We start from the raw sequence: 16,223 nt of genomic DNA, 5'->3' as shown, positions 1-16,223 counted from the left end.
TGAGATAGCTCGCCACCGAAAGTTCGCGGCCGTTGAGCGTCGCATCGCCAATGCCGTAAACGCCCTGATCCGTCTCGATCTTCAGGGTGACGAAATTGCGGCCGGGGCATGTGACGATGACCCGGGCGCCGGTAATAATCGGCATGTATCGGCTCCGTTGCGGCGCTTGGCCGGGAAATGTGCCGCGGCGGCGGCGACCATGATGAGCCGCCGCCGCCGGAGCGTCTAGAAGGAGACGGTCGCCCTGATGCCGCCATAGCGCCGGAAATCACGCGGCAGCTGCGCCTGGGTTGCCGTCTGGTTGTTATAGGTCCCGCGTGAATTGAGCAGGTTGGCGTAATATTGCACGTCAAAGGCATTGTTGAGGAAAGCGGCGACCTCGAATCGTCCTTCCTTGTCCCTGACGCCGATCGACAGATTGGTGATCCCGAATGCCTTCTGGATCGTCTCCGGGTCCTGGCTGAGCGAGAAGTTGATCGCGCTCTGATAGCTATACGCCGCCTGCAACAGCCCCTTCACCGGCAGGCTGCCGAGCGACGGAGTATATTCGGCATTGGCGGACAGCTTCCATTCCGGCGACTGTGCCGGCCGCGCGCCGGCCAGGTCCTGGAATGCCGGGCGCGGCGCCACCGCGGGATTGCACCCCTGTGCCAATGTCTGGCCCGGGAAGCACTGCGCGAAGGGGAATTTGGTGATCTTCGCATCGAGATAGGCAACCGATGCGCCCAGGTTCAGATCGCCGCCGATCCGTGCCGAGGTTTCGAATTCGACGCCGCGCGACCGGATGCTGCCGACATTGGCCAGCCGGTAATTGACCGTGCCGTCAGGGAAGGATTCGATGCCCTGCGCCTGGAAATTGCGATAGGTCGAAGTGAAGGCGGTCAGATTGACCGTCAGGCGCCGGTCGAGGAACTGGGTGCGTGTGCCGATTTCCCAGCTCCGTGACGTTTCAGGCCGCACCGGCCCGCCGGAGGCGCGCTGCGCGTTGAAGCCAGTGGTCAGATCATAGGTCTGGCCCTTGTGTCCGGTCGCGTAGGAGCCATAGATCATCACATCGTCAGTGAATTTATGCTGCAACCCGAGCCGATAGGTCGCGAAATTGTCGTTCGCGCTGCCGCTGAAATAACCGGCCGCGCCCGCGGGCGGGATGAAATCGCGATAGGTGTAGTCGACTTTCTCATGCTGATAGCGCAGTCCGGCGATCACCGTGGTGCGCGGCAATATGTCATATTCGAGCTGACCGAACGCCGCCTCCTGCTTCGATCCCGATGTGCCGTACCAATTGGCGAGCGAGAAGGATGGGCCGCGAATGAAACGGCGCGAATAGGTCACATCGGCATAGAATAGCCCGAGCGTATAGCGGAACGGCTGGTCCGACGGCGAGACGAGGCGCACTTCCTGCGTCCATTGCCGCGACTTGAATCGCCCGCCCTGGCGATTGTCGGGCGCCACGACCGACGTATCGTCCTGATCAAGGAAATCATCGAGCGTGTAGCGATCATGCGAGGAGATCGAGACGAGCGTCGGCCCGCCCAGATCGGCCTCGACCTTCAACGACTGACCGAAACCGTCATAATTGGTCCCGGCGGGGGCGTTGTTGGATACATCGTCATTGTCCGCACTGACCACCACGCCGGGCGCATATACCGAGGGCGGCTGCGCGACATTGCCACGCAGATAAGCGGTTGACCCAAGCCCGCGAATGAACGGCCGGCCATAGGTCGTGCTGCCGTCGATATAGTTCAGCCCGACCGTGGCGGTGATCGCATCGGTCGGATCCCAGACCAGCTTGCCCTTGACCGAGGTCGAGGTGCGGCCGTTGACCTTCTTGCCGTTGAACAGGTTATGGACGTTGCCGTTGAAGTCATTATGGTTGGCGCTGACCCGGAACCCGAGCGTATCGCTCAGCGGACCGGAGATGGTGCCGCCCAGCGTATATTCATTGTCCGTCGTGACCAGGCCGTTGACCCGTCCGGTGAAAGTGGAACTCGGCGCAAGCGTGACGATGTTGATCAGGCCGGCCGAGGCGGATTTGCCGTACAGCGTGCTTTGCGGCCCGCGCAGCACTTCGATCCGCGCAATGTCCGATAGATCGGCAAAGGCGCGCGCCTGGAAGGTGACGGGCACATCGTCGACCTGCACCGCGACGCTCGGCTCGACCCCGATCGAAAAGGCGAAGGTGCCGATGCCGCGGATCGAGATCGACGCGTTGACCGGCTGATCCGACGGGCGGACGATCAGCGACGGCGCGACCTTGGTCAGGTCGGTAAAGTCGCGCACGCCGCCCGCCTCGAGCTGGCTGCCCGACAGAACCTGGACCGCGATCGGTACGTTCTGGACATTCTCGGTCCGCTTTTGCGCGGTGACGATAATGTCGTTCGAATTGCCGGCATCGACGCCGGCCTGAGTCGCCTCATTGGCCGGTGCGCTTGCCGCCGGTGTTTCGGGCACGGCCTGCGCATAAGCGCCGGACGCAATGGTGGCGAGGATCGTACCGGCGAGCAGCCGCGCGGCGGCCCCGCTTCGAAGCTTCATTGTCATTTCCTTCTCCCTGACTCGCCGCGTTTTCGTGGTCACGGCATCGCAATACACATTGGTCAGGCCAGTTGCAATATTGGTCAGGCTGTTTTGGCTGACCAAAATCACATGTCATTGCGGATTCTGCTAAAAATATCACGTATCGCTTGCCGATATTGGCCTGACCATCTACGGTTGGCTCATGAGCGCGAAAGTCGAACCCGGACGTTTATATGAACGTGTCGCCGAAGACCTGGCCTCGGCGATCGCCGCCGAACGCTTCGAAATCGGCCAACGCCTGCCCGCCGAGCGCGTGCTCGCGCAGACCTATTCTGTCTCGCGCCCGACGATACGCGAGGCGCTGATCGCGCTCGAACTCGACGGGCTGGTCGAGGTGCGCATGGGATCGGGCGTCTATGTCGTCGCGCGCCTGCCGCGTGACGGCCAGGCATCGGCAACCGATATCGGCCCGTTCGAACTGGTCGAGGCGCGCCGCGCGATCGAGGGTGAGGCCTGTGCGCTCGCCGCACTGCGCATCACCGATGAGGAACTCGATGAACTCGCCGCGCTGGTTGCCGAGATGCAGGCGGAAAACGCCCGCGATGTCGATATGTCTGAGGATGCCGATCGCCGCTTCCATTTGCTGATCGCGCAGGCGACCCAGAATAGCGGCATGGTCGCGGCGGTACAGATGCTGTGGGACGCACGCGCACGCTCGCCGCAATATCAGCTGATGAGCAGCAAGGCGCATGCCGCCGGGGTCAAGCCACGGATCGACGAACATGCCGTGATCCTGGCGGCGCTGCGTTCGCGCCGGCCGGATGCCGCGCGCACCGCGATGCGCGATCACCTCACCCGTGTGCTCGACTCGCTGATGAACGCGACCGAAGTGCATGAGATCGACCAGGCCCAGGCGCGCATCGCCGCCCATCGCAGGCGCTACGCCGCGATCGCCTGACGCCATGAACGACCAGACAGATAAAATGGGGAGGACGGGATGGCACAGCGGATCGACCACGAGATCGACGGGAGCACCGCGACGCATGCGGTAACCCGGCGCCAGGCCTTTGGCGCACTCGGCGGCGCCGCGGCGGTGGTTGCGCTCGGCGGCACCGCACATGCGGTCGGCACCGCCCCGGCCGTTGCGCCGGAGCCCGCCCCGGCAAATGGCGTGACATTGCTCTACCCGCATGAAAGCGCGACCCGCGCAACCCGTGACCTGTCGGGGTTATGGCGCTTCCGGCTCGATCCACAGGATGAGGGCGAGGCCGCCGGTTGGGCCAATGGCCTGACCGATACCCGTTCGATCCCGGTGCCGTGCAGCTGGAACGACCTGTTCGATGACGCCCGCCATTATACCGGCACGGCCTGGTATGAGACCGAGTTTCGGCTCGACCCGGCCTGGACCGGCAAGCGCGTGGTGCTGCGCTTCGGCTCGGCGGTGTACCGCGCGAAAGTGTGGCTCAACGGACAATTGCTCGGGGAACATGTCGGTGGGCATTTGCCCTTTGCCTTCGATGTCAGCGGCGCGGCGCGTTCCGATACGCCCAACCGGCTGGTCGTGCTGGTCGAGAACAAGCTGAAGGTCGACCGCGTGCCCGGCATTCCCGATCCGGAGAAATACCGGCTGCACACCATCCATTATCCTCAGACGACCTACGACTTCTTCCCCTATTCGGGCCTGCATCGCCCGGTGCTGCTCGCCGCGTTGCCCGCGACGCATGTCCATGACGTCGTGGTGACCACCACGCGCAACGGCGCAACCGGCATGGTCGAGATCGCATTCACCGTCAGCGACGGATGGACCGGGCCGGCCCGACTGACGCTGCACGGCGGCAAGGCGCCGGTGACGGTCGACGCCGCGGTGCGCGGCGGACGCGCGAGCGCGACGATCCGCGTCCCCGGCGCCCGACTCTGGAGCCCCGACGATCCCTTCCTTTATCGTTTGTCCGTCGCGCTCGGCGACGCCAGCCGGCCGCTCGACGACTATGTCATGAAAATCGGCATCCGCACGGTCGAGGTGCGCGGCAGCGAAATACTGCTCAACGGCAAGCCCGTGTTCCTGAAGGGCTTCGGCAAGCATGAGGATTTCATCCTGCACGGCCGCGGCCTCGACCTGGCGGTGCTGGTGCGCGATTTCGAACTGCTGAAATGGATCGGCGCGAACAGCTTCCGCACCTCGCATTACCCCTATGCCGAAGAAGCGCTGATGCTGGCCGACGAGTACGGATTCCTGGTGATCAGCGAATCGCCCGCCGTCAGCCATGTCTTTTCCGATTCACCCGACATCATCGAGACGCGGCGCCAGCACCTCAAGACCGTGCTGACCGACCTGATCGCGCGCGACCGCAACCATCCCTCGGTGATCCTGTGGTCGATCGCCAATGAGCCGCTGACCAAGCCCTTCCACACGCTCGACGATGCGCCGGCGGATTCGCCGGCGAAAGGCACGGCCTTTTTCAGCAGTCTGTTCGACCATGTCCGGGCGCTCGACCGTAGCCGCCCAGTGGCGCTGGTCAGTGTGCAGGGCGGGCCGGCCGACTGGGTCGGACTGGGCGACGTGATCTGCGCCAACAGCTATGACGGCTGGTACGCGATTTCGGGGGACCTGCCCAAGGCCGAGGTGCAGCTGGCCAAGGAAATCGCGGCGCTGCGCGAACGGCACGGCGACAAGCCGATCTTCCTGACCGAATTCGGCGCCGACGCCGCCGCCGGGGCACATGCCCAGCCGGCCGAAATGTGGAGCGAGGATTATCAGGCCGAAGTGATCGCGATGTATTTGCGCGTCGCCGACCGCTTCCCGTACGTGATCGGCACCCACCCCTGGGCCTTTGCCGACTTCAAGACCTCCGAGAGCATCATGCGGGTGAGCGGCATGAACTATAAAGGCGTATTCACCCGCGACCGCCGCCCCAAGGAAGCGGCTCAGTTGCTGCGCAGGGCCTGGGCGGGCAAGGAAATCATCGTGCCCGACAAGAGCAAGTGATGGCGGACGGCGATGCCTAGCGAAGCACGCCCCGCTTTCCCATCGCCTGCGCATACCAGTTGAAGAATAGCAGCAATATCGCGATCACCGCACTCGTGATCGCCATCGACCGACCCATGATCGCGCCGCCGTCCGTCAGGACATAGGTATAGAGCAGATTGATCAGAAACGCCGCCAGCGAGAGGACAAAGACGGGGAATGCCGCCTTGCGCCGCAGCAGGAGCAGGATCGACGCGATAAAGGCACTCCACACGCCGATCGCCCATGCCGCCGTCATCCAGACGGGCATGGCCAGATAATGCGCAATCTGATCCGGAGTCATCCCGGCGCTGGCCAAATAGCGTGCGCCCTGCGCCATGCCCATGGTGAAGTCGAATACCCCGATCGCGTTGAACAGCACGGCGATCACGCCGATCAGCCACAGATGCCAGGGTGCTTTTAGGGTCGTGCCGGTCATGATTTTTCCCCAAAGATCGATGAACCAGCCGCCATGCTACCGCAGGGAACTGTTCGTTCCAATGGGACGGGGGATCAAGAGAACTCCAACGCCGACCGATGACTTATTGCCCATCGGCAACATTCTCGCGGCGCCAGTAAAGATACATCATCGTCGCCGTGACGCCGGCGAGCGTATGCCAGAGCAACCCGTGCGGCTGGAAGAAGCTATGCGGGTCGCAGAGCGGCCCTCCCGTCCGGGACAACACCCAGAAGATGGTGGCGATCACGATCGCTGCGATGCCGATAAGCCAATAGCTGCGCGCGCGCGGATCGGCGATGAAACCGGCGAACCGGAATTCGAGCACCATATAGGCAACCACCAGGGTCAGGATCAGGATTACCGAATCCACGCCCGCGGCACCGGCCGCGGCAAAGGCTCCGGCGGTCAGTATATAACCGCCCCAGAAGATCTTGCCGCGCGTTCCGGCATTGACGCCCGTCCGCACCAGGCTGCGGTTGAGCGTGTAGAACACCAGATAGGCCATGAAAGTGTACATCGACAGACCGTCGATCCACGAAACATATTTCGCGATGGAGGCATGGAACCACATGCTGCCCAGCCCGAGGAACAGGACCACGAAGACATAGAGATCCGCGATCGGATCGGCGGAGCGCATGACGTTGGGGGCGCTGCCGGACGCCCGGTCGCGGCCAAGTCCCCAAGCCACGAACAGGCTGGTGAAGATGGCGTAGAGATTGGACCAGGTGTTGGTGCCCTGCCGGATTCCCTTCACGCCATTCTCGATATCTGCGCGCGAGAAATACTCGCAGAAACATTGTTCATTGACGCAGCGGTCCGGCGTTGTCGGCCAGCCGATGACATAAGCGAACAGCAGGAACGCGCCCATGAGGATGACAAGGCTCACCCCCCACACGATCCAGCTCCGCGCAACCGGCCCCCGGGCGGTCACCGGCACGACTCCGACTTTGCTGGGCACCCCTGTTTCTCCCCTCGCTCCGATCGCCGCCGTCGGAGCTTTTCCCCGGGCTCTTTCCCAGGCCCATACCCGCGTCCGGCGTGATTGGGCGCCTATAACAAGACGCTTGACGATATAATAGTCTTTACTATCCTATTCCGTGCAGGCCCGGATATGGCGGATCTGCCAATCTTCATCAAAACCGGACTCGGAGAATGGCGATGCAGGGACCGATGCTTGAACGGCGCGACCTCATACGCGGGCTCACGGCGCTCGGCGCACTCACCATGCTACCGCCCGCGGCATTCGCCCGCAAATCTCCTGCCGATTGGTCCCCCGTCCGCAACTATATCGACGGACTGATCAGCCCCGAAAAAATACCGGGCCTGCTCGGCACCATTGGCGTCGGCAATGCCGAACCGACCTATATCGCCGCCGGCACCATCGCGAAGGATAGCCGCACCCCGGTCGGTCCCGACACGTTATGGCGGGTCTATTCGATGACCAAGCCGATCTCCGGCATGGCGGCAATGATGCTGATCGAGCAGGGCAAGCTGAAACTCGACCAGAATATCGCCGATTTCATCCCCGGCTTCGCCAATCCCAAAGTGCTGGTCGACCCGGCAAAGGATTTGACCAGCCGGCCCGCTCAGGGCCCGATCACGATCCGCCATCTGCTGACTCATACGGCCGGGCTCGGTTATACGATCGTCACCAAAGGGCCGTTGCTGCAGGAATATGTCCGGCTGGGCATCAACCCGACCAGCGTCAGCCGGACCAAATTTCCGGGATATTCCGATATTCCGACCGCACCGAGCCTGGCCGAGTTCGCCGACCGACTCGCAACATTGCCGCTGCTGTTCGATCCGGGCGCGCAGTGGCGCTATTCGGTCGGTCTCGACTTGCTCGGACGGATCATCGAACTGGCTTCGGGCAAGAGCTTCGACGGTTTCCTCCAGGAGCGGATGTTCGATCCGCTCGGCATGAAGGACACCTTCTGGCAAGTGCCGCAAAAGGATGTCGGCCGCTTCGTCACCGGCTATATGGCAACCCCGGCGATCACGCTGGTGATCGATCCGGCGGCGACCAGCATCTATCTCGACAAGCCCGCCTTCCCGTTCGGCGGCTCCGGGCTGGTGATGAGCGCGCGGGACTATGATCGCTTCCTGTGGATGCTGCAGGGACACGGCGCGATCGGCAAGGTACGAGTCATGGCGCCCGCGACCGCACGGCTGGGCATGTCCAACCTGTTGCCGGCCGGCGTCGATACCAGCGGCACCATTCTCAAGGGCAACGGCTTCGGCGCCGGCGGCGGCGTCGCCACGAAATCGGGGCCGGGCGACCGGGGACCGGGCAGCTTCGGCTGGGGCGGCGCGGCCGCCACCATCGCCTGGGTCGACCCCGCGCAAGGCATTCGCGCCACCGGCTTCGCACAATATGCACCCGAGGAGACGTTCGGCTTCCCGGATGGGTATACCAAGGCGGTTTACGCCAGCCTGTAAACCGGCCTGACGCTCTACCTGGACCGGCCGCAGGAAATCTGGCGAGCATTGGCAACGATATCACCATGGGCAGTCATGCGCGAAGATGGTGCCACGATATTATGGCTAGATGCCCCGGCCAGATCGCCGACCGCAGTGCGCTATGAGGGCGAAAGCGCCAATCGCATCGCCGTCGGCGCTGCATACCCGCGCCTGCCTGCTGGCTTGGCTACCAAAGTGCGGCTCCGGTGCCGACACCAATGGCAGAACATAGTCTTGACTGGAGGAACCCGAACGCACCGCCGGGATTTTTGGGGTTAAATAAACTATCATCGAAACCGGCCGCCATCGTAGGCAACATGAACGGTGGCCAACAACACTTGCGGGCATTAGCGGCGGTATGCGAGTAAAAGAATGATGGTCGAAATCATCCACTTGGGTCCTAACGAAGACAAACCCGAATCGTCAGACGAGGAGCGCTGGCTAACCGTGGAAGCGAACGATAACGGGGGATTCTACGGCACCGGCTGGAGCCGAAAGCCATCAGGGGAAAGCGTGTTCTACAGGTCGCTGTCCGAAGATGACGTCAGCCTTGAGGCGGCGATAGCTGCTGCGACAGAATGGGCTGAAAAATACAGCGTCCCGAAAATATGGGTTCAGCGCGAACCTTGGAATCTGGACCAAGACTGAACCTGGGAGCGCTGTCCACCCCCTTCAGACATTGTGCAGCGCCTTGCTCCCTAGGGCGCGGGACGTTCTGTGAGGAAGAATCGCGATTTGCGCAGCGCGCCAGCGGCGGGTTTAGACACGCGTTAGACAGCGCAAAGGCTGCTGCTGGGGCTGCTAGCAGACCCACCGACCCATTGAAATGGTATAGAAATTCTTGGTCGGGGCGACAGGATTCGAACCTGCGACCCCCACACCCCCAGTGTGATGCGCTACCAGGCTGCGCTACGCCCCGACCGAGGCGAGCGCGTCTATGCGGGTGTGGCGCAGGATGCAAGTGTCCGCATTGCCACACACCACGAATGTTGCGCGTCCCCGGTGATGATGATAGCGCCCGGCCCTTGTAGCGTGGGGCGTCCGTCCCGCCATCCCGCGATTCAGGTAGACCTATGTTCATCCCCTCCGCCTATGCCCAGACCGCCGGCGCTGCCGCTAGCAGCGGCATCGGCTCATTCCTCAGCCTCGCACCGCTGTTTCTCGTCTTCATCGTCTTCTATTTCCTGATGATCCGCCCGCAGCAACGCCGCATGAAGTCGCTGCAGGCATCGGTCGAAGCCGTGAAGAAGGGTGATTCGGTCGTCACGGCCGGCGGCATCCTGGGCAAGGTGACCAAGGTCGAGGAACAGTTCGTCGAGGTCGAGATCGCCCCGACGGTCAAGGTCCGCGTGGTCAAGGCGACGCTCACTGACGTGACCGGCCCGGGCAACGCCAAGCCGGCGAACGACTGACCCCATGCTGGATTTTCCGCGCTGGAAAGTAACGTCGATCGTCGCCTTCCTGGTGGCGCTGATGCTGCTTGCCGTTCCGAGCTTCCTGCCCGAGAGCACCACCAACTCCTGGGGCAAGTTCCCGCATCCGCGGATCAACCTTGGTCTCGATCTCGCCGGCGGTTCTTATCTGCTGCTCGAGGCGGATACCAAGGACATCGCGACGAAGCGCGTCGAGCTGATGCGCGAGCAGGTCGCGACGGGCATGCGCCGCGCCACGCCGCGAATCGACATTGGCGATATTTCGACACGTGACGGTACGCTGAGCTTCCTGCTGCGCGACGTGACCAAGGTCGACGCGGCGCGGGAAGTGCTCAACAAGCTCACCAGCGGCGTCGCCTTGACCGGCCAGCGCGACTGGGACCTGAACGTCGTCGATTCGAGCCGCATCGTGATGAAGCCGACCCAAGCCGGCCTGAACGCCGCGGTCGACCAGGCGATGGGCGACGCGACCGAAGTGGTGCGCAAGCGCATCGACGAACTCGGCACGCGCGAACCGACCATCGTGCGCCAGGGCTCCAACCGCATCGTCGTCCAGGTGCCCGGCCTGCAAAATCCCGATGCCCTGAAGAAGCTGCTCGGCGAGACCGCCGAACTCGAATTCAAGCTGGTCGACCAGACCGCTGATCCTGCGCTGCTCGCCAAGGGCACCGCGCCCATCGGCAGCCAGATTTTGCCCTATCCGAACAATCCCCAGGGGATGCCGGTCATCGCGGTCAAGCGCTCGCCCAACATCAGTGGCGACCAGCTGACCGATGCGCGCCAATCGTTCAACCAGCAGACCAATGAACCCGAAGTCGTCATCACCTTCGACAGCCAGGGCGGCAAGCGCTTCGCCAACCTGACTCAAGCCAATGTCGGCAAGCCGTTCGCGATCATCCTCGACAAGAAGGTGATCTCGGCTCCCAATATCAACGAACCGATCCTCGGCGGCACGGCGAGCATTTCGGGCAGCTTCACGGTCGATTCGGCCAATCAGCTCGCCATTGCGCTCCGCTCGGGCAAACTGCCGGTCGCGCTGAAGGTGGTCGAGGAATCGACCGTCGGTCCCGATCTCGGCAAGGAGTCGATCCGCGCCGGCATTCTCGCCTCGATCATCGCCGTCACCGCGGTCGTGGTGTTCATGCTGCTGACCTATGGCCGGTTCGGAATCTATGCCAATATCGCAGTGGTCATCAACGTCTTCATCATCGTCGGCGTGATGGCGGTCCTCAACGGGACCCTGACGCTGCCGGGCATCGCCGGCTTCGTGCTGACCATCGGTACCGCAGTCGATGCCAACGTGCTGATCAACGAGCGCATCCGCGAAGAACGAAGGCGCGGTCGAAATGTGGTTCAGGCGGTCGAGCTTGGCTATAAGGAGGCTAGTCGGACGATCTTCGAGGCCAACGTGACCCACGCCATCTCGGGCGTGATTATGTGGTTCATGGGCTCGGGACCGGTAAAGGGTTTCGCGACTGTGTTGCTGATCGGCATCGCCACGTCGGTGTTCACCGCCGTCGTCTTCACCCGGATGCTGGTCGCGCTGTGGCTGCGCAAGAACCGCCCCACCGACATCAATATTTGATCGGCGAAATACCATGCGCCTTCTGAAACTCGTTCCCGACAATACGAACCTCCCGTTCGTATCCTTGCGCAAATGGGCCTTCGCGCTGACCATGGCGCTGTCGCTCGCCGCGGTCGGACTGGTCTGGGCCAAAGGCCTGAACTTCGGCGTCGATTTCGTCGGCGGCCTGATGATCGAGGAGAAGTTCGCTACCGATCCCGATCTCAACAAGGTCCGTGAAGCCGTCGACAAGCTTGGTGTCGGCGATGCCACGCTGCAGCAATTCGGCGGTCCCCGCACGCTGACCATCCGCTTGCCGGCCGTCGCGAGCGCCGATGAGGGCGCGACCAACGCAGTGGTCAAGAAGGTCGAGACCGCACTGGCGGCGGAGTTCCCCGGCGCAACCTTCTCGCGCTACTCGACCGTCTCGGGCAAGGTCTCGGACGAACTGGTCCGCAACGGCATTCTCGCGGTCGTACTCGCGGTGATCGGCATCGGCCTGTTCGCGATCTTCCGCTTCGAATGGCAGTTCGGCGTGTCGACCGTGGTCGCGATCGTCCACGATCTGCTCATGACGCTTGGCTTTTTCGCACTGACGCAGCTCGACTTCGACCTCAACATCGTCGCAGCGGTGCTGACCATCATTGGCTATTCGATCAACGACAAGATCGTCATCGACGACCGTATCCGTGAGAATATGCGCCGCTATCGCAAGATGGACATGCCGGGGATCATCGATCTGTCGGTCAACGAGACGCTGCCGCGTACCGTGATGACCTCGTTGACCATCCTGCTGGCGCTTGGCGCGATGCTCGCCTTTGGCGGGCATGTGCTGCGCGGCTTCACCGCGGCGATGATCCTCGGCATCTTCGTCGGCACTTATTCGTCGATCTATGTCTCGTCGTCGCTGCTCATCTCACTCGGCTTGCGTGCCGACCCGAACAAGCCCGACGCGCCGACGGCACCCCAGAACGCGGAGCGGGTCGGTCCCAAAGACCGCCCCTGATGAAAATGGAAAAGGCCAGGACCGATGGCCCGATGATTTCGGGCTTTTCGGCTGGCGGTTTCAAGATCGATGACGGCGTCTATGCTGCGCTGCTGATCACGCCGGTGCGCGCCGATGGCTGGACGCCCCCCCCGGTCGCCGCGCTGACGCTGGCCGATCTCGACCCGCTGCTCGCGCTCGATCCGCTGCCTGAATTCCTGCTGCTCGGGACGGGCCGGTCTCTCGTCCGCCCACCGGTATCGCTGGTCAGGGCGATCGAGGCGCGCGGTTGCGGGATCGAGGCGATGGACAGTCGTGCCGCTGCGCGGGCCTGGGCCGTGCTGCGCGGCGAGGGCCGCTGGATCGCCGCCGCGCTCTACCCCTTCGCCTAACGGTCATATTCCGCCTGCGAACGCCCTACGCGCCCTCTCGACGCGAGCGCGCCAATCACGCTAGATTATCGCGAAAGAGGGAGGGAATGATGAAATCCACCGCGCTGCTGCTTGCCCTGATCGCGACACCCGCCATTGCCCAGACACCACCGACGACGTCGCCGCAAAACGCGCCGCCAGCTACGGTCAACGGACCGCCCCCTGCCCCTCCCACGCCGGCCAGCCCGGCACCCGCGCCGGATTACAAGCAGGACGCCAGCTGGCTGTGCCGCCCGGGCCGCGCCGATGCCTGCGCCGCCAATCAGGACGTCACGGTGATCCGCCCCGACGGCAAGCAGAAGATCGAGAAGTTCAAGCCCGATCCGCTGATCCAGTTCGACTGTTTCTATGTCTATCCGACCGTGTCGCTCGATGCGACGCCGAACAGCGACATGACCGCGGGGGACGAGGAAAGGAATGTCGCTGCATTCCAGGCCGCGCGCTTCGGCCAGAAGTGCAAGGTCTATGCGCCGCTCTATCGCCAGGTGACGCTGACCGCGCTTCAATCGATACTGCAGGGCAAGCCGGTCGCGATGGACCGCGCCATGGCCTATGCCGATGTGAAAGCGGCATGGGACGACTATCTCGAACGCGACAATAATGGCCGCGGCGTGGTGCTGATCGGCCATAGCCAGGGTGCCGGCATCCTGAAGGAACTGATCGCCAGGGAAATCGAGACCAACCCGGCAGTGCTGCGCAAGATCGCCTCGGCGATGCTGATCGGTACCAATGTCGCGGTGCCGACCGGCCAGGTGGTTGGCGGCGACCTGAAGAAGATGCCGCTATGCCGCGCCGACGGCCAGTATCGCTGCGTCGTCACTTACGTCACTTTCCGCGCCGATTCGCCGCCGCCGGCGACGAGCCGCTTCGGCAAGGTCGCAACTCCAGGTCAGTCGGTCGCTTGCACCAACCCGGCGGCGCTGGCCGGCGGCAAGGCCGTGACCGACGCGATCCTGGGTGCAAAGGGCGCAGGGTTGGGCAGCACGCCAATGGGTCCCTGGGCTGCGGGCGGCGCACCGGTCACCACCGGCTTCGTGAAGGTGCCGGGTTTGATCTCGGCCGAATGCGTGTCGAAGGACGGCTTCGACTATCTCGCGGTGACGGTGAATGCCGATCCGAAGGATGCGCGGACCGACACGATCGTCGGCGACGTCGTGATCGGCGGGCAGACGCTCAAGGATTGGGGCCTGCATTTGATCGACATGCCGGTCGAGATGGGCAATTTGGTAACGCTTGCCGATCGTCAGGCAGCGGAATGGCGCGGAGTGTCGTGGAAAACCCGGAAGTGATCGACCAATACTGAAAGATGCTCGTACAGCGCGGCGGTGTTCGCTTCCCACGTGAAGCGCGCCGCCGCGCTTCGTGTTTCATCGCGCGGCGCGGGTGCTGCAAGCAGGTCGGCGATCGCCGTTGCGAATGCAGCAGTGTCGCGCGGCACGATGCGACCGGCCGCTGGAGACGTCACCACCTCGCTTGCACCTCCAGCATCGGTGATGACGATCGGCGTGCCGCAGGCGAGCGACTCGACCCAGGCATTGGCGAGTCCCTCCGACGATGAGGCGAGCGCCATGACATCGGCGGCGGCAAGCAACGCGGGCAGATCGGCATGCGGTACGCTGCCGAGCAGGCGGACTCGGTCGCTCACCCCTGCTCGCGCAATCTCCGCCTCAAGCGCCGCGCGCTCCGGCCCCTCGCCCGCGATCAGCAGCGAGACGCCCGGCAGCGACGCGACCGCGTGCAGCACGATGTCATGCCCTTTGCGCGGGATCAGCGCGCCGAGCGACACGACCAGCGGACCAGTCACGCCGAACGCAGCCTTGCCCGCGCCTCGATCGCGAGGGGCGAAACGGCCGAGATCGACCCCGGTACTGTGCACGCGAATAGGCTCGGCCGGGATGCCGATCGCAATCATATCGGCCTTCATCGCCTGCGATACCGCGAGCATGCCCCGCGCTTGCCTTCCGGCAGCGACGACCTGAGCGGCGGTGGCCGGCGCCGTGCCCCAATGATGGATGTCCGCGCCCCGCGCCTTGATCGATACCGGCACGCCGAAATGCTCGCCCAGCGTCACCGCGGCTGGACCATCAGGGAAAAAGAATTCGGCGTCGATCACGTCGAACGCGAAATCGCGACGAATCTCCGCAAGCAAGGGCTTCAACCGGCGCACCAGTGCAGCCGCGTGGAAGCGCCCGCCGGTACCCGGGATCGTTGCGAAGCGGGGGCGGTATGTGTCGAGCCCCTTCCATGACTCTCGCCCGGGCAAGGCGGCGAGCGGCTTGTAATGTGCCAACGCGGCGAGCGGCCAGCCAGGCAGTCCGACCGGTGCGACGAGACGCACATCGACATCCGGATGTGCGGCGAGCCCCAGTGTCTGGCGTTCGACGAACACACCGAAATTGGGCCGCGAACTATCGGGGAACAAAGTCGAGAGGGTCAGGACACGAAGCATGGCGGATGCCGGTGTAGCGCGCGAAAGTTACTTTGGCCCTTCCTGCACATCAGATCCGCGTATCGCCTGGATAAGCGAACAACAGGTCGCTCCCGGCCGACGCCACGATCTCGGTCCTGCCGTCCAGCATCAGGCACTCGCCCGCCCGCCACGCGACTCCGTCCGCCATACCGTCACCGCTCACCGCGATGAACCAGCCCGACACGCCCGCCGGCAGCACGACCGAGCGTGTACCACCGGGCCAGCGTTCGAGCACGAATTTCGGCCCTTCGACCAGGATGATCCGGTCCTCCGCCACCCGGCCCGGCGCGGAGGGCGCGACGAACGGCACGGCATTGGCCACCGCTACGCCATCATCCAGATGCAGTTCGCGCGGGCGACCATAATCATAGAGGCGATAGGTCGTATCGGAATTCTGCTGAATCTCGATTATCGTGACGCCCTCGCCGATCGCGTGGATCGTGCCGCTCGCCGAATAGAAGAAGTCGCCCGCCTTGACCGGCTTCCAGTCGAGCTTGTGCTCGATCGACCCGTCGAGCGAAGAAGCCCGCAATTCTTCCTTCGACATCGGCGTGAGCGTACCGAGCGCAATGGTCGAATCGGGTTCGGCAGCAAGAATCACCCAGCATTCGTCCTTGCCGCGCGGCAAGCCGCGGGCACGTGCCTCGGCATCGCCAGGGTGGACCTGCACCGACAATTTTTCGGAGGTGAAGAGATATTTGATCAGCAGGTCGGCTTCGCCCGGATCCGGTGCCTCGAACCACACCTCGCCGATCGGCGCATCGGCGGCGGCCGGATCGGGAAAACCCGGCCACAACTTATGGCGGCCCCATGGCTTTTCCACCCGGCGCGTGGCGAGCAAGGTCGCGGTCATGTGTCGAATCCTCCGTGTGCCGGACTGGCATAGCTGCAACGCACAA

At 63.6% G+C, this 16,223-nt stretch carries 14 protein-coding genes, 1 tRNA gene and 1 pseudogene; 9 read left to right on the top strand and 7 right to left on the bottom strand.

Translation table 11 applies throughout. The features are described 5' to 3' along the window. Together OO12_RS27500 and OO12_RS13890 are read right to left on the bottom strand one after the other, a co-directional pair. A pseudogene (locus OO12_RS27500) lies at nt 1–145 on the bottom strand (bifunctional D-altronate/D-mannonate dehydratase); the annotation flags it as partial. 80 nt (nt 146–225) lie between these two features. Next, nucleotides 226–2,535: a TonB-dependent receptor gene (locus OO12_RS13890; protein WP_034159318.1), complete on the bottom strand. Its 2,310-nt coding sequence runs from the start codon at nt 2,533–2,535 to the stop codon at nt 226–228. A 184-nt stretch (nt 2,536–2,719) separates the two neighbouring features. On the opposite strand from OO12_RS13890, the gene OO12_RS13885 reads away from it, so the two are divergent. Further along, a complete protein-coding gene (locus OO12_RS13885; protein WP_034159303.1) occupies nt 2,720–3,475 on the top strand; it encodes a FadR/GntR family transcriptional regulator in 756 nt (251 codons plus the stop codon). 39 nt (nt 3,476–3,514) lie between these two features. After that, nucleotides 3,515–5,503 carry a beta-glucuronidase gene (gene uidA / locus OO12_RS13880; protein WP_052215877.1) on the top strand — a complete coding sequence of 663 codons (1,989 nt, stop codon included), beginning with the start codon at nt 3,515–3,517 and terminating at the stop codon, nt 5,501–5,503. Between the two features lie 16 nt (nt 5,504–5,519). Here the strand turns inward: uidA and OO12_RS13875 are convergent, their stop codons facing one another. Both OO12_RS13875 and OO12_RS13870 read right to left on the bottom strand, forming a co-directional pair. After that, nucleotides 5,520–5,960 carry a hypothetical protein gene (locus OO12_RS13875; RefSeq protein WP_034159302.1) on the bottom strand — a complete coding sequence of 147 codons (441 nt, stop codon included), beginning with the start codon at nt 5,958–5,960 and terminating at the stop codon, nt 5,520–5,522. 103 nt (nt 5,961–6,063) lie between these two features. Then, nucleotides 6,064–6,939: a ceramidase domain-containing protein gene (locus tag OO12_RS13870; protein WP_200887467.1), complete on the bottom strand. Its 876-nt coding sequence runs from the start codon at nt 6,937–6,939 to the stop codon at nt 6,064–6,066. A gap of 200 nt (nt 6,940–7,139) precedes the next feature. Between OO12_RS13870 and OO12_RS13865 the strand changes: the two genes are divergently transcribed. Both OO12_RS13865 and OO12_RS13860 read left to right on the top strand, forming a co-directional pair. Then, nucleotides 7,140–8,420: a serine hydrolase domain-containing protein gene (locus OO12_RS13865; protein ID WP_235364791.1), complete on the top strand. Its 1,281-nt coding sequence runs from the start codon at nt 7,140–7,142 to the stop codon at nt 8,418–8,420. A gap of 393 nt (nt 8,421–8,813) precedes the next feature. Beyond that, nucleotides 8,814–9,089 carry a hypothetical protein gene (locus OO12_RS13860; protein WP_034159300.1) on the top strand — a complete coding sequence of 92 codons (276 nt, stop codon included), beginning with the start codon at nt 8,814–8,816 and terminating at the stop codon, nt 9,087–9,089. Between the two features lie 194 nt (nt 9,090–9,283). Here OO12_RS13860 and OO12_RS13855 read toward each other — a convergent pair. Then, a tRNA-Pro gene (locus OO12_RS13855) sits at nt 9,284–9,360 on the bottom strand. 154 nt (nt 9,361–9,514) lie between these two features. Here OO12_RS13855 and yajC point away from each other — a divergent pair. From yajC to OO12_RS13830, 5 genes are all read left to right on the top strand, one after another. Next, the gene (gene yajC, locus OO12_RS13850) at nt 9,515–9,853 is read left to right on the top strand and encodes a preprotein translocase subunit YajC (RefSeq protein ID WP_034159299.1); all 339 of its coding nucleotides are present in this window, start codon (nt 9,515–9,517) and stop codon (nt 9,851–9,853) included. Between the two features lie 4 nt (nt 9,854–9,857). Further along, nucleotides 9,858–11,459 (top strand): protein translocase subunit SecD, encoded by a 1,602-nt coding sequence (secD, locus tag OO12_RS13845; protein ID WP_034159298.1) that lies wholly within the window; start codon nt 9,858–9,860, stop codon nt 11,457–11,459. Between the two features lie 13 nt (nt 11,460–11,472). Continuing rightward, complete coding sequence (gene secF, locus OO12_RS13840; RefSeq protein ID WP_034159297.1) at nt 11,473–12,444, top strand: protein translocase subunit SecF; 972 nt, start codon at nt 11,473–11,475, stop codon at nt 12,442–12,444. After that, entirely contained in the window at nt 12,444–12,815 is a 372-nt protein-coding gene (locus tag OO12_RS13835; RefSeq protein WP_034159296.1) for an Mth938-like domain-containing protein, read from the top strand. Before secF ends, OO12_RS13835 begins: the two co-directional genes overlap by 1 nt. An 89-nt stretch (nt 12,816–12,904) precedes the next feature. Next, nucleotides 12,905–14,143, top strand: coding sequence for a DUF3089 domain-containing protein (locus tag OO12_RS13830; protein ID WP_052215878.1), 1,239 nt, complete (start codon nt 12,905–12,907; stop codon nt 14,141–14,143). Here the strand turns inward: OO12_RS13830 and OO12_RS13825 are convergent. Together OO12_RS13825 and OO12_RS13820 are read right to left on the bottom strand one after the other, a co-directional pair. Further along, a complete protein-coding gene (locus OO12_RS13825) occupies nt 14,098–15,303 on the bottom strand; it encodes a glycosyltransferase (RefSeq protein WP_034159295.1) in 1,206 nt (401 codons plus the stop codon). The genes OO12_RS13830 and OO12_RS13825 overlap by 46 nt on opposite strands. 49 nt (nt 15,304–15,352) lie before the next feature. Further along, complete coding sequence (locus tag OO12_RS13820; protein WP_034159294.1) at nt 15,353–16,177, bottom strand: class I mannose-6-phosphate isomerase; 825 nt, start codon at nt 16,175–16,177, stop codon at nt 15,353–15,355. Nucleotides 16,178–16,223: the final 46 nt, after the last annotated feature.

Source organism: Sphingomonas sp. ERG5 (genome assembly GCF_000803065.1).
Taxonomy (GTDB): domain Bacteria; phylum Pseudomonadota; class Alphaproteobacteria; order Sphingomonadales; family Sphingomonadaceae; genus Sphingomonas.
This window is presented reverse-complemented; position numbering and strand designations above follow the sequence as displayed.

Bases quoted from the DNA above. Each gene is read 5' to 3' on its own strand.
- OO12_RS13890 (WP_034159318.1), bottom strand. From the start codon at position 2,535: ATGAAGCTTCGAAGCGGGGCCGCCGCGCGGCTGCTCGCCGGTACGATC.
- OO12_RS13885 (WP_034159303.1), top strand. From the start codon at position 2,720: ATGAGCGCGAAAGTCGAACCCGGACGTTTATATGAACGTGTCGCCGAA.
- uidA (WP_052215877.1), top strand. From the start codon at position 3,515: ATGGCACAGCGGATCGACCACGAGATCGACGGGAGCACCGCGACGCAT.
- OO12_RS13875 (WP_034159302.1), bottom strand. From the start codon at position 5,960: ATGACCGGCACGACCCTAAAAGCACCCTGGCATCTGTGGCTGATCGGC.
- OO12_RS13865 (WP_235364791.1), top strand. From the start codon at position 7,140: ATGCAGGGACCGATGCTTGAACGGCGCGACCTCATACGCGGGCTCACG.
- OO12_RS13860 (WP_034159300.1), top strand. From the start codon at position 8,814: ATGATGGTCGAAATCATCCACTTGGGTCCTAACGAAGACAAACCCGAA.
- yajC (WP_034159299.1), top strand. From the start codon at position 9,515: ATGTTCATCCCCTCCGCCTATGCCCAGACCGCCGGCGCTGCCGCTAGC.
- secD (WP_034159298.1), top strand. From the start codon at position 9,858: ATGCTGGATTTTCCGCGCTGGAAAGTAACGTCGATCGTCGCCTTCCTG.
- secF (WP_034159297.1), top strand. From the start codon at position 11,473: ATGCGCCTTCTGAAACTCGTTCCCGACAATACGAACCTCCCGTTCGTA.
- OO12_RS13835 (WP_034159296.1), top strand. From the start codon at position 12,444: ATGAAAATGGAAAAGGCCAGGACCGATGGCCCGATGATTTCGGGCTTT.
- OO12_RS13830 (WP_052215878.1), top strand. From the start codon at position 12,905: ATGAAATCCACCGCGCTGCTGCTTGCCCTGATCGCGACACCCGCCATT.
- OO12_RS13825 (WP_034159295.1), bottom strand. From the start codon at position 15,303: ATGCTTCGTGTCCTGACCCTCTCGACTTTGTTCCCCGATAGTTCGCGG.
- OO12_RS13820 (WP_034159294.1), bottom strand. From the start codon at position 16,177: ATGACCGCGACCTTGCTCGCCACGCGCCGGGTGGAAAAGCCATGGGGC.